Source organism: Microbacterium sp. WCS2018Hpa-23 (assembly GCF_031843845.1).
Lineage (GTDB): Bacteria > Actinomycetota > Actinomycetes > Actinomycetales > Microbacteriaceae > Microbacterium.
This window is the reverse complement of record NZ_JAVTIZ010000003.1, coordinates 391,031-404,447: the sequence shown is the minus strand read 5'-3', so window position 1 is coordinate 404,447 and position 13,417 is coordinate 391,031. Positions and strand designations below refer to the sequence as shown.

At 68.7% G+C, this 13,417-nt stretch carries 6 protein-coding genes and 1 pseudogene; 1 reads left to right on the top strand and 6 read right to left on the bottom strand.

From position 1 onward, the window contains the following. Window positions 1–454 (bottom strand): annotated as a pseudogene (locus tag RQG77_RS07410) (hypothetical protein); the annotation flags it as partial. A 636-nt stretch (window positions 455–1,090) separates the two neighbouring features. Beyond that, window positions 1,091–2,137, bottom strand: a complete 1,047-nt coding sequence (locus RQG77_RS07405) for an NAD(P)-dependent alcohol dehydrogenase (protein WP_311244167.1) — start codon at window positions 2,135–2,137, stop codon at window positions 1,091–1,093. A gap of 113 nt (window positions 2,138–2,250) precedes the next feature. Between RQG77_RS07405 and RQG77_RS07400 the strand changes: the two genes are divergently transcribed. Further along, window positions 2,251–3,378, top strand: coding sequence for a DUF3824 domain-containing protein (locus tag RQG77_RS07400; RefSeq protein WP_311244166.1), 1,128 nt, complete (start codon window positions 2,251–2,253; stop codon window positions 3,376–3,378). 92 nt (window positions 3,379–3,470) lie between these two features. Here RQG77_RS07400 and RQG77_RS07395 read toward each other — a convergent pair whose 3' ends face one another. The 4 genes from RQG77_RS07395 to RQG77_RS07380 form a co-directional block, all read right to left on the bottom strand. Continuing rightward, window positions 3,471–5,540, bottom strand: a complete 2,070-nt coding sequence (locus RQG77_RS07395) for an acyl-CoA dehydrogenase (RefSeq protein ID WP_311244165.1) — start codon at window positions 5,538–5,540, stop codon at window positions 3,471–3,473. A 151-nt stretch (window positions 5,541–5,691) separates the two neighbouring features. Then, window positions 5,692–6,927, bottom strand: a complete 1,236-nt coding sequence (locus RQG77_RS07390) for an HTTM domain-containing protein (protein WP_311244164.1) — start codon at window positions 6,925–6,927, stop codon at window positions 5,692–5,694. Next, the gene (locus tag RQG77_RS07385) at window positions 6,924–7,739 is read right to left on the bottom strand and encodes a DUF5819 family protein (RefSeq protein ID WP_311244163.1); all 816 of its coding nucleotides are present in this window, start codon (window positions 7,737–7,739) and stop codon (window positions 6,924–6,926) included. The genes RQG77_RS07390 and RQG77_RS07385 overlap by 4 nt, the downstream gene beginning before the upstream one ends. 76 nt (window positions 7,740–7,815) lie before the next feature. Beyond that, on the bottom strand, window positions 7,816–13,353 hold the full coding sequence (locus RQG77_RS07380; protein ID WP_311244162.1) for a choice-of-anchor G family protein: 5,538 nt from the start codon (window positions 13,351–13,353) through the stop codon (window positions 7,816–7,818). Between the last annotated feature and the right edge of the window lie 64 nt (window positions 13,354–13,417).

Sequence of the window (13,417 nt, the reverse complement as noted above, 5' to 3'; positions counted from 1 at the left end):
CATCCGCCGCCAACCGCTGATCGACCGTGAGGCGATCCCACACCTTCTCGATCGGACCGGTCGCCGCGAGAAACCCCGCCACGCCGACCACCCCGTCCAGCAACGCCAGCCGCAACTCCGACCAGCGCGCCGGCATCCGCTCCCCCGCCAGGCTCACCGGGCGCCGCACCAGATCGACGACCCTGTCGACCCGCGTCGCACCCCGCACATCCACCCGCACAGTCCGCTGCAACAACTCATTCAGACCCCGACACCCCGCCGAATGCGGGAAGTCACCCGGATCGCCCGTCGCGACCGTCTCCACGATCACCGCCTCCGCACGACGGAACACAGCACCCGCACCCTGCAACACCATGATGCGCTCCGCATCCGACAACCCCGCCAGCGCATCGTCGGACAACACCGCATCGAGGTCGGCGATGACCCGATCCAGAAGCTCCGCCGTGCTGTTCATACCCGCAAGTCAACACGGAACCACCGACATTCAAGACCCGAAACCACCCCGTTTTACCCCAGATCAAATGCGTATTCCAATCTCCCGGCATGACGCAGATCCGTCCGCTGAGAGGGCACATATGGTGGCGGCGCTGAGGTGGCCTCAGGGCGAAAGGAGCACGCATCGGAGAGGAAACCCCAGAAGAAAAGAACACGCCCCGGAGAGGCACCCCCAGCAGAAAGAGGCATGACCCGACGAGGCAACCCCGGAGCAGAGATACGAGCCGACGAGGCAACCCAGGAGCAAGAGACACGAGCCGACGAGGCAACCCAGGAGAACAAGAACACGACCTCGAGAGGCACCCCCAGGAGAAACGCACCTGCCCCGGAGAGGCACCCCCAGGAGAGAAGAACAAGCCCCGCGGGGGCAAGCCTCAGAAGAAAACGCACCTGCCCCGGAGGGGCAACCCTCAGGAGAAAAGAACACGACCCGGGGAGACGTCCCCAGCAGAAAAGAACACGACCCAGAGAGGCAGCCCCGGGAGAAGCCGAGCCTGCGAAACGGAGAACGGAAGAAGCCGACAGCCCCTCCCCGAACGCCGAGGCGGCCCCGCTCGAAGAACGGGGCCACCTCTTTCATACAACCGCGGCGGTGTCAGTCCGCGATGGTCTTGGCGTCGATGACGAAGCGGTAGCGCACGTCCGAGGCGAGAACGCGCTCGTACGCCTCGTTGATCTGCGAAGCCGTGATGACCTCGATCTCGGACGCGATGCCGTGCTCGGCGCAGAAGTCGAGCATCTCCTGCGTCTCGCGGATGCCGCCGATGTTCGATCCGGCGAGCGAGCGGCGTCCGCCGATCAGTGAGGAGACATTGACGGCGAGCGGCTCGGCCGGCGCACCGACGCAGACCATCGACCCTCCCACGTCGAGCAGGCCGAGGTAGGAGCGCAGATCGACGACGGCGCTGACCGTGTTGAGGATCACGTCGAAGGATCCGCGCAGCGATCGGAACGTCTCAGGGTCGCTCGTCGCGAAGTAGTGGTCGGCGCCGAGGCGGATCCCGTCGTCCTTCTTGTTGAGGGTCTGCGACAGCACGGTCACCTCGGCTCCGAGAGCATGCGCGATCTGCACGCCCATATGGCCCAGTCCCCCGAGCCCGACGACGGCGACACGGGTGCCGGGTCCGACATTCCAATGCCGCAGCGGCGAGTACGTGGTGATGCCGGCGCAGAGCAGAGGCGCGGCGACATCGAGAGCGAGGGCATCGGGGATGCGCACGGCGAACGACTCGGTCACGACGACCTGCTCGGAGTAGCCGCCCTGGGTGATGGTGCCGTCGCGGTCGGTGCTTCCGTAAGTGAAGACAGCACCGTTCGAGCAGAACTGCTCGTCTCCGCGCAGGCAGTTGCGGCACTCTCCACAGGAGTTCACGAGACATCCGACGCCGACGCGGTCGCCGACCGCGTGCTTCGTGACCTCGGAGCCGACGGCAGCCACGATTCCGGCGATCTCGTGCCCTGGTGCGAGCGGATAGCTCTGCGGGCCCCAGTCGCCGCGGACGGTGTGGATGTCGGAGTGGCAGATCCCCGCGAACGCGATGTCGATCAGGATGTCATTCGCACCGAGCTCTCGGCGCTCGATCACGGTCTTCTCGAGCGGCGCGGCTTCGCTCGGTGCGGCGTAGGCGTGGACACGGGTCATCGAAGACTCCTCGGGTCGGTTCGGGTGGGGCAGATCGACACTACGGGGTGAACCTGTGTCGTTTCGGCACTCGGATCGGTAGCGTGGGGCTACGACTCCGGAGGGGAAGTCCTATGCGCCGATCATCTTTGACCGCCCGCCTGATCACGATCCTGATCGCTCTCATACTGACGCCGATCGCCCTGATACTGCTGTCCGTCGGCGGACAGACGGTGAATCTCACACTCTTCGCCTATGGATTCGATGGCTACCTGACGCCCCTGGTCGGGCCACTGCTGCTGCAGGCTCTCGGTCTCGCGCTGCTCATCGTGGTCGTGCTCACCGGCATCTGGAGTTCCGCCGGCCTGATCGCCATCGGCATCTTCAGCATCATTCCCCTGATCGTCGCGGCGTTCCCCGTGACACTGTCGTGGATCATCCGGATCCAACCGCGGGACTGGGGCGACGGCCTCATCTACGGAGTGCCTCTCGTCGTGCTCGCGCCCCTCGGGGCGATGGGATTGGTGCTTGCTCTCGTCCGCCGAGACCCGCGACCGAGGGGCACCGCCCTGAGCGTGATCGGCATCGTCGCCGCGCCGCTGCTGCTGACCGCCGGCGCCTGGGCGCTCACCTGGGGCATCGCCGACGGAGCGCTCTTCGCCCTGCAACGATTCGAGTTCGACCTCCGCCCGGGTGCAGCATCGGCGGTCTTCGCCGGCGCACTGCTCGTGATCGCGGGCATCGCCGTGACGAGATGGTCTCCCTTCGCGCTCGTGCTTCCGGCACTCGCGCTGCTGGTCGCCAGCATCCTGCTGATCGCCGCTCCCGAGACCGCGTTCCCGGTGCTGTTCGAGCTGCCGCGCGGACTGAACACCGTGGTTCCGACCCTGCTCCTCTACGGCGGCGGGGCAGCGGCCGGGCTGCTGTATCTCGCGTTCACCGTCGTGCTGCTGCGCGTCCGCGCGCAGTCGCGGCTCACGCCCGACGGCGCAGCGCACTCGGGAGACACCTCGTCCGCACAGGCACAGTACGCGGCGGGGCAGTATCCGGGCGCACAGTATCCGGGCGCACAGTATCCCGGCGCACAGAACGCTCAGACGCAGTACCCGCCAGCGCAGTTCCCTCCCACCGCGACGCAGCATCCGTACCCGCCGTCTCGCGGACAGCAGCCCGCTCCCGGCCAGCAGCCAGCTCCCGGACAGCAGGCCGCTCCCGGCCAGCAGCCGCCTCCCGCACCGTACCCGCCACAGCCCGGGCCCTGAACCCGAGAGCGCCATGGGTCACGACGAGAACAGACGACAACGGCCGGGATCCTGCGATCCCGGCCGTTGTCCGTGAAGTCGCGGACTCCCCGTCAGCGCTTGGCGTTCTTCTTCAGCGCCTTCTCGAGCACCGGAGCATCTCCGGATGCAGCGAGCGCCGCGTAGTACTCGCGCGCTTCGTCCTGACGCTCGCGCTCGGCACCGGAGGCGATGGGTGCGCGCACGTGCTCCGGCTCATACCCGAACGCGTCGACGAGATCGAGCGCGTACGGACGAAGCCGCGTGCACAGCCGGTCGATGTACCGCGATACCGCTGCGGCGCGCTGCGTGGACAGGCGCCCGTTGATGAGGTGCCACGCGAGGTGCTTCTCGATGAGCTGCAGCCCGAACAGGTCGCGCAGCCAGGTGAGCACCTTCTTGGTGTCGGCGTCGTCGACGCGGTGGACGGCGTCGGTGAAGGCCTCCCACTGCAGCAGTTCGCCGTGGGCACGCGCAGCCTCGATCAGCTCGGCCTGGTTCTCGTTGAACAACCGGGCGCCGAGCACCTTGTCCTTGCCCGCCGGACGCAGGCGACCGGCCACGTCGGCGACCATCTGCTGCACGCGTTCGGCGAGCAGCTGGTGCTGCTGCTCCTCGCGCAGACCGTTCTCGACCGAGCGCGCGACCTGCCCGAGATCGACGACCGACTGACCGAACTGACGCAGCCCCGCACCGTGGAACACCTTGCCCGCGGTCATCCCGACTGCGAACTTCGCCAGCGCCGCAGCATCCTTGCCTGTGAACTGCTTGGCGTAGTCGGTGAGCAGACGCTTGCCGACGAGCTGCAGCAGTACGTTGTTGTCGCCCTCGAAGGTGACGTAGATGTCGAGGTCGGCGCGGAGCCCGACGAGGCGGTTCTCGAACATGAATCCCGCCCCGCCGCAGGCCTCACGAGCCTCCTGCAGCGTGTCGAGCGCATGCCAGGTCGACAGCGGCTTGAGCGCCGCAGCCAGCGTCTCGAGGTCTTCGCGGTCGTCGGGGGTGTCGGTGCGACCCGAGAACACTCCGTCGAAATTCTGCAGGAACTCGTCGTGCGCGAAGATCTGCGCATACGTCGTCGCGAGGCGCGGGAACAGTCGGCGCTGGTGCTTGCCGTAGTCCAGCAGCACGACTTCCTGCCCGTCAGCTCCGTCGAACTGACGACGCTGGGTGGCATAGGTGATCGCGATCTTCAGACCGAGAGCGGATGCCCAGGAGGCAGCACCGTCGAGCGAGACGCGCCCCTGCACCAGCGTGCCGAGCATCGTGAAGAAGCGGCGACCCGGGCTGTCGATCGCGCTCGAGTACGTTCCGTCGGCGGCGACGTCGCCGTACTTGTTCAGCAGGTTCGTGCGGGGGATGCGGATGTGGTCGAAGCTCAGGCGCCCGTTGTCGATGCCGTTGAGACCGCCCTTGAGTCCGTCGTCCTCCCGGCCGATGCCCGGCAGGTCGACGCCGTCGTCTCCGCGCAGCGGCACGTAGAAGCAGTGCACGCCGTGATTGACGCCGTTCGTGATGAGCTGCGCGAACACGGTCGCCGCGATCCCGTGCAGGGCTGCGTTGCCGAGGTACTCCTTCGTGGCGCCGCGGAACGGCGTGTTGATCACGAACTCCTCGGTCTCGGGGTCGTACGTCGCGGTCGTGCCGACGGCCGCGACGTCGGATCCGTGCCCGATCTCTGTCATCGCGAAGGCGCCGGGGATCGAGAGGTCCATGACACCGGGCAGCCACTTCTCGTGGTGCTCGGTGGTGCCGAGCTGCAGGATCGCGGAGCCGAAGAGCCCCCACTGCACGCCCGACTTGATCTGCAGGCTCGGGTCGGCGACGACCAGTTCCTCGAAGCCCGCGATGTTGCCGCCGTTGTTCTCTTCGCCGCCCAGCGACTTCGGGAACGCACGGTGCACGGCCTTGTTCTCGACGAGCAGGTGCAGCTGGCTGAGCACGCGCTCGCGGTGCTCGTCCTTGCCCAGTTCGTCCTTGCGCCAGAACGCCGAGTCCTTGATCATCTCGCGCGCCTCGCGGCGGGTGTCGGCCCAGGTGCCCATCAGCAGATCGGTGACCCTGGCGACGTCGAACGTCAGGTTCGCGTCTGCGTTGTCAGTGTGGGGGCGGGTCGTCTTCGGACGGACGGCGGCGTCGACCATGAGCATTCCTCTCAGAGGGAAGTAAAGATGCTTCCATGGTAGGTCTGCCACAACCAGGGGAGAACTCCCCTGTGGTCATCCTCCAACGCCGAGCGGGCACGCCGCCCCGCCGCATTGTCGTCAGACCACAGTCGGCGCCACGTGAGCCTCGTCAGGCCCCGACCGTCGCTCCGGGCGGAGGCGCGGTCTTCGTCTGCTCCCACCGCCGCTTGGTCCCGGAGCTGAGCCGAGCCCATGTGCGGTCGCGGATGAAGATCGAGTCGATCGCGATCATCGTGAGCGAGAACCAGGGCAGCCCCATGAGCACGCCGATGCCGATGTGGAAGGAGAGGATGCCGATCAGGCCGATCAGACGTGTCGGTCGGGTGAGCAGCATGAGCGGGAACGCCACCTGCAGGATGATCGACCCCCACGTCGCCGCGACGACCATCGGCCCCCACGTCGTGACGAGGTCGCTCAGCACCGGCCACGTTCCGAATCGCGCCGTCTGCAGCGGGTTGTAGACCGCGTAGCCCTCTTCCCAGGGAGCACCGCCCGCCTTGTAGAGCGCACCGGAGGCGTACACGAAGCACACCTGTGCGGTGAGCGCCACGAGCGCGAGGTTGTGGAACACCGTGCCCAGAAGGGCCGGCTGGCTGTTCGGAGCGAACCATTCGCCACTCTTCGCGCGGCGCTTGGCATCGAGCGACCACCGGGCGGCGGGGTCTGCGAAGAACAGCAGCAGCAGCGCGATGCGGAACATGTTGTCACCCTGATCGCCCACCATGTCGTTGGCCTCGACGAATCCGCCCCACAGGCAGAAGAAGATCGGAAGCACGATGCGGAAGCGCCATCCGAGCACGAACAGCACCGCGAGGACGCCGAGGAGCAGGTAGAGAGCCGTATAGAGGACGTCGTTGCCCATCGCGGCGTGGAAGGCGCTGAAGATCCAGATCTTGGGGAACTCGCTGACGGGTTCGACCATCTCGCCGTTCCACGCCGACCCGGATCCGAACGTGTACAGACGAGTGCCGAAGTTCGCCACGAGCAGGCCGATCGCCGTGACACCGAAGAGGATGCGCGTGACCGCGAGCCCGTAGAGCGCCTTCTTGCCGTTGAAGAGCCAGTCGCCGACGAACGCCGAGATGCGGTCGATGGCCGAGAGCACCATCGCCCAGAGCCCCGCGATCATCGACGACGCGAAGCTCAGCAGTCGCGTGATGAAGGACTTCGGCGGCACGGAGGCCGGAGCGGATGCCGGTGCCGGCACCCGCTCCGGGCTCGAGGGAGCGGATGCCGGAGCGGGCGCCGTGGTCGTCGCGCGGGCGGCCTCTGCATCCGTGCTCTTCGCCGCATCCTTCTTCTTCGCGTTCGCCCGGGGCGCCGCGGTCTTGATCGGCGCGCTCACGGCTGGATCCTCTCGAACTGTGCGCGGAAGGTGTCGGCGAAGTTCTCGCGACTCTGGCCTTCCTCTTCTATAGGCAGTCGCCAGCCCGTGGTCGAGAACGTCGGGTCGGGGCGCTGCGCGCCGGGGTCGTTGCGATCCGCATAGGGGATCACGTTCTGCCTGCTCACGCGGTACTGCACCTTGATGACGGCGTCGGCGCCCCAGATCGCGTAGGCGACCTGGGTGGCGTAGGCGGTCGAGAGGTGCTCCTCGGCCATGTATGCCTTGGTCGACGGGTTGTCGCCCTCGAGCTCGTCGAAGGAGCGCACCATCCACTCCTCCCAGTCGCCCTCGGCGAAGTCGAGCCCGACCACGGCCTTCTGATCGGCGTTCAGCTTGTTGAACGCGTTCATCTGACCGCTGGCGACCTCGCTGGACTGGATGCCGGCGCGGGGCGGCATGAGGTTGTACCGGATCATCGAGAGCTCGACGTCGGTCGCGCTCACCCACCCGGTCTCGATCTCCTCGCCGTCCTTCTCTATGACGGCACGGACGTTGAAGTGGTAGTCCCCGTTGATCGGCTCGGGGGCGAAGACGCTCCACGACTGACCGAACATCGGAAGCATGTAGCCGGCGAGGACCTCCTGCGTGGGGATCTCCCGCAGCGCCGAGTAGGGCGCGATCCAGAGGAACGACGCCCCCACATGCCACAGGGTCAACAGGCACGCCGCGAACGCGATGAGCTTCACCCACCAGGTCGGGCGGGGTCGTGCCTGGGCGACGGAAGTCGACGCCGCCTGCTCTTCGGGTGAGGCCTCAGTCATCGTGCTCATTCACATCCTTCTCACCGCTGAAGGTCGGAGCCGCCTCGACGACGGCTCCGACCTTTCAGCGTTCGTGCACTGCGTTCTACTCCGCCTGGACCATCGGGCGACGGGATCGTGCGATCCGCGTCACCCCCAGTCCGAGCATCAGCAGCAGGGCCGCCAGAGCGATCCATCCGCCCTGGATCTCGCCACCGGTGGTGGCGAGGCCCGAGGCCACGACCTGGAACGTGGCCGCCACGCTGCCGGAGCTCGCCCCGGTCAGTGTCACGGTGTGGGTTCCGAGATCGGTGCTGGACGGGACCGTCCAGGTGAAGGTGACCGTGCCCTGGGCGTTGGCGACCTGAGTCCCCAGCGCGATCGGGGCGGAGGTCATCACACCGCTGACGGATTCACCCGGCGCGAACCCGGTGCCGACCGCGGTCTGCTGGGCGCCGCGCTCGAGGACCGGAGTCTTGATCGCGATGGCGATCCTGCCCGTCGGATCGGCCGCTGCATCCGCAGAGGCCGAAGCCTCAGCCGTCGCCGAGGCCGAAGCCTCTGCAGTGGCCTCAGCCGAGGCGTCGGCGGCAGCCGACGCGGAGGCCGTCGCGGACGACGAGGCGTTGGCCGCCGCGGCCGCCGACGCGTTCGGGTCGGCATCGGCCGAAGCCGACGCGTCAGCCGCGCTCGTCGAGGTCGCATCGGTCTGTGCCGCAGCCTGGGCCGCGACCGCCGCCGAGGCGTTCGCGTCCGTGGTGGCGGTCGTCGAGGCATCCGTGGAGGCGTCGTCGGTCGCCGCGGCCGAAGCCGCTGCATCCGCCGTCACGTCCGCAGCCGCCGAGGCGGTGCTCGTCGCGTCGGCGAGTGCCGCAGCGACAGCCGCCGCCTCGACCGAGGCGTTGCTGTCATCGTCGGCCTGAGCCGATGCCGACGCGGATGCCGAGGCGTTGGTGTTGACCTCAGCGGACGGATCAGCCGCTGCCGACGCGTCAGCCGTGGCGACCGCATCCGAGGAGGCATCGGTCGAAGCGCTGGCGATCGCCGCCGCGCTCGCGTTCGACGCCGCACTCGTGCTGGCGTCCGACGTCGCCGAGGCTTCAGCCGCGGTGTCGGTCGACGCGTCTGCCAGCGCCGCCGCCTGAGCCGCGATCGCCGCACCGGCGTTCGCCTCTGAGGTGGCGTCCGCGGTGGCAGCCGTCGACGACGTCGCCGTCGCAGCCGATTCCGCCGCCGCTTCCGCTGCCGGGTCGGCCGCAGCCGAACCCTCGGCCGTGGCATCCGCGAATGCCGCAGCCTGCGCCGCCGCCTCCGCGATCGCATCGGTCGAGGCATCGGCGTTCGCAGATGCGGATGCCGATGCCGCCGCGTTCGTGTTGGCGGAGGCCTCGGAGGAGGCGTCGGTCGACGAGTCCGCCGTCGCCGCCGACTCCGACGATGCCGCCGAGTTCGCGTCCGCTGCCGTCGAGGCATCCGCGTTCACGTCGTCCGATGCATCCGCCTGAGCCGCCGCCTGAGCCGCCACAGCCGCAGAGGCGTTGGCCGTCGAGGTGGAGGTCGTCGACGCATCCGTCGATGCCGCCGTGAGCGCCGCAGCCTCAGCCGCCGACTCCGCACTGGCATCGGCGGCCGCCGAGGCGATCGCCGTCGCATCCGAGAACGCCGCAGCCTCAGCCGCCGCCTGCGCCGACGGGTCGCCGTCTGCGGTCGCGTCAGCCGACGCGGATGCCGAAGCCGCCGCGTTCGTGTTGGCCGACGCCTCGGAAGAGGCGTCCGTCGACGAGTCCGCCGTCGCCGCCGACTCCGACGATGCCGCCGAGTTCGAATCCGCCGCCGTGGAGGCATCCGCGTTCACGTCGTCCGACGCATCCGCCTGAGCCGCCGCCTGAGCCGCCACAGCCGCAGAGGCGTTGGCCGTCGAGGTGACGTCGGTGGAAGCGGTGGTCGACGCATCAGTCGTCGCCGCGGCCTCAGCCGCAGACTCCGCATCGGCGGTCGCTGCCGCGGAGGCGGTGGACGTCGCGTCGGAGAGAGCGGCAGCCTCAGCCGCCGCCTGCGCCGACGGGTCGCCGTCTGCGGTCGCGTCAGCCGACGCGGATGCCGAAGCCGCCGCGTTCGTGTTGACATCGCCCGGGTCGCCCGCCGTCACCTCTGTGGTGTCCGTGTCGCTGAACGCACCCGACGTGGCCGTGAGCGTGTACCCCGTGCCAGGAACCGTGTCGGCGGGAACCGGATAGTTCGCCGTGAACGCTCCGAACTCGTCGGTCGACGTGGTCACCGGACCACCGACGTCCGCGCCACCGCCCGGTGCCGTCAGCTGCAGCGACACCGTGGAGTTCACGGGCCAGCCCGTTCCGGTGACGCTCAGGTTGGTGCCCGCAGGGACGGTTGCGGCCGCGTCCACGACGACCGGAGCCGCCGTGACCTCGGTCGTGTCCGTCGCGATCTGAGTGCCGACGCTCGCAGTGACCGTGTAGCCCGTACCCGCGGGGGTTCCTGCGGGCACCGGATAGTCGATCGCGAATCCGCCGAGCGCACCCGTCGTCACCACCTGCGGTGTGCCGATCACGGCGCCGCCCGGTGCCGTCAGCTGGATCGTGACCTGGGTGTCAGCCGGCCAGTCGGTGCCGGAGACCGCGAGGTCCGAGCCCGCCTCGACGGTGTCTGCGGCATCGACGGTCGCAGCCGCCGTCACCGCGGTCGTGTCGGTCGCGGTCTGCGTGCCCACGGTCGCCGTCACGGTGTACCCCGTGCCCGGTGTCGCGTCAGCGGGAACCGGGTAATCCAGCGTGAAGCCACCGCTGCCATCCGTCGTCACCGTCTCAGGACCGCCGACGTCCACTCCCCCACCGGGGGCGGTCAGCTGCACCGAGACCAGGGTGTTCGCCGGCCAGCCGGTGCCCGTGACAGGAAGGCTGGTTCCCGCCTGCACGGTCGCCGCGGCATCGATCGCCGCTGCGGCCGTCACCTCAGTCGTGTCGGTCGCGGTCTGAGTACCCACGGTCGCCGTGACCGTGTAGCCCGCGCCGGGGACCGCCGCGGCGGGAACCGGGTAGTTCAGGGTGAACCCGCCTGCGCCGTCCGTCGTCACCGTCTCAGGATCGAAGGGGACCCCGCCGCCCGGGGGCGTGAGAGTCACCGAGACCTGGGTGTTCGCCGGCCAGTTCGAGCCGGTGATGGGAAGGCTGGTGCCCGCCTGCACGGTGTCTGCGGCATCGATCGCCGCAGCGGCCGTCACCTCGGTCGTGTCGATCGCCGTCACCGCACCCGCGGTCGCCGTGACCGTGTAGGCGGTGCCGGGAGCCGCCGAGGCGGGAACCGGGTAGTTCAGCGTGAATCCGCCTGCACCATCCGTCGTCACCGTCTCAGGGCCGCCGACGTTCGCGCCCCCACCGGGAGCGGTCAGCTGCACCGAGACCGGGGTGTTCGCGGGCCAGGTCGTGCCCGAGACCGCGAGGTTCGTGCCGGCCTGCACCGTCGCCGCCGCATCGATCGTCGCGACGGGAGCATCCGTCACCTCGGTCGTGTCTGTCGCGGTCTGCGTTCCCACGGTCGCGGTGACCGTGTAGCCGGTCGCGGCAGGAGTTCCTGCCGGCACCGGGTAGTCGAGCGTGAACGAGCCGGAACCGTCGGTGGTCACGAGCTCGGGGCCACCGATGTTCGCGCCGCCGCCGGGAGCCGCGAGCTGCACGGACACCTGCGTGTTCGCGGGCCAGTTCGTTCCGGAGACGCCGAGGTCGGTGCCCGCCTGCACCGCGGGAGCCGCGTCGATCGCCGCCGCGGCGGTGACCTCGGTGGTGTCGGTCGCTGTGCTCGTGCCGTCGGTCGCCGTCACGATGTAGCCGGCACCCGGCGCCGTGGCCGCGGGGATGAACACGCTGCCCGTGAAAGCACCGGATGCATCCGTCGTCACGGTCACGGGGTCATTGACCGCAGTTCCGCCGGCGGTAGTCACCTCGACCTCGACATCGGTGTTCGCCGGCCAGCCCGAGCCGGTCACCGGAAGGTTGGTGCCCGCCTGGACGGTGTCCGCCGCGTCGATCGCAGCGACTGCGGCTGCCGCCGCCTTCACCGTCGATGAGGCGAGGTCGAGTTCGACCCCTCCGCCGACGGCCGGTAGCAGATCGATGCCGAGGGCACGCACGGTGAAGCTGTCGCCGGGGATGTCGCCAGGCTCGGACTGCTCGTTGATCGTGATCGTCGCCACTCCGGACAGCACGCCCTGCAGAACCGGGTCGAGTGCGGTCAGAAGCGGACCCGTCAGGCCGGCAAGGGTCGTCTGCAGACCCGGAACCACACTCGTCAACGCGGTGTCGACCAGGGGCCCTGTCGTGGTCGCGATCGCTCCGGTCACCGCTCCGAGAACAGGAGTCAGGATCGTTCCGAGATCGAGGCCGGCCAAGACCAGGTCGCTCGTGACGGTGGGCGGCGCGGGGTCGGTTCCCGCGAACTGCGCCAGAGTTCCCTGGACCGTCACTCCGCCGCTCGCCACCGTGCCGAGGAGGACCGCATTGAGATCGACGTCGACGTTCAGCGTGACCTGAAGCGCGTCGAGGGTCGTCGTGAGGACCGTCGACAGCTTGCCGTTGAGGCTGTTCGTGTGGGTTCCCGTGAGCGCCGAGGTCACACCTTGCTGAATTGCCGAGATCGTGGCGGCTGACAGCACGGGGGTGTTCGCCGGGAGGCTGTTGAGATCTGCTCCGGCACCGGTCTCGACGAGGATCTGAGCAAGATCCACCGAGATCGTGCCGGTCGCGAGGTTGACCAGAACCGAACCGGTCGTGTTCTCGACCGGCTCGGTCAGCACCTCTGCCACGACGGTCGCGCCGACGGTGTCGAGGCCTGCGATCGAGACATCGGAATCGGTCGCGTCCACCGAGATGAGCGGGATTCCGAGGGCCGAGAGGTTGAGCGCCTCGAGCGTGGAAGTGACCGTTCCGAGGAGGCCGGTGAGCGCGCCCCCCGGACCGACCAGGTTGCTGACCGGCGTCAGCGCACCCTGCACCGTGGTGCCGAGAGTGTCGGCGAGGTCATCGAGGAGCTGGCTGTGGAGGTCGACGTTCAGACCGGCGACGCGGTACTCCGAATCGACCGTACCCGTGGTCGACTCCGCCCGTGAGGCGAGAGCTCCGATGGCGATCGACGCTTCATCGATGATTCCGTCGGTGACACCGGTCAGACCCAGCTGATCGAGCAGACCGGTGAGTTCGAGGCTGGCGGGGTTCGTGCTGCCGTCGATCGACCCGGTGTCGATGGCACCACCCGAGGTGATGACGCCCGAAGAGGCGATCGACTGCGTCTGCGACGGCGAGGAGCTGAAGCTCTGCGTCGCGCCCAGGTCACCGAGCTGCAGGAGACCCGGCGTCGTGCCGTCGGTCAGCAGAGCGATGTTCAGCGTCCCGACATCGATGTTGAGCGCATCGAGAAGGCCGACGTCCAGCCCGCCGAGCTCAGAACCCGGAGCGGCGGGGTTGCTGGTGATCGTGTGACCGAGCGCTGCGATGTCCAGGCCGCCGAGCAGATCGGCCGGCAATTGGATGATCTGGCCCTGCGCGACCGACGGATCGGTCGGTTCCGCAGCGTCCAGAGCGTTCGCCGCTGTGGGCACCAACGCGCTCGCGAGGATCACAGCCCCGGCGGTCACGCCGGCGATGCCCCCTCCGATGGCTCTGCGTCGCCGCAGAGTCCTCCCCCTCAGAAATTCCATT

Coding starts and splice junctions, on each gene's coding strand:
- RQG77_RS07405 (WP_311244167.1), bottom strand. CDS start 2,137: ATGACCCGTGTCCACGCCTACGCCGCACCGAGCGAAGCCGCGCCGCTC.
- RQG77_RS07400 (WP_311244166.1), top strand. CDS start 2,251: ATGCGCCGATCATCTTTGACCGCCCGCCTGATCACGATCCTGATCGCT.
- RQG77_RS07395 (WP_311244165.1), bottom strand. CDS start 5,540: ATGGTCGACGCCGCCGTCCGTCCGAAGACGACCCGCCCCCACACTGAC.
- RQG77_RS07385 (WP_311244163.1), bottom strand. CDS start 7,739: ATGAGCACGATGACTGAGGCCTCACCCGAAGAGCAGGCGGCGTCGACT.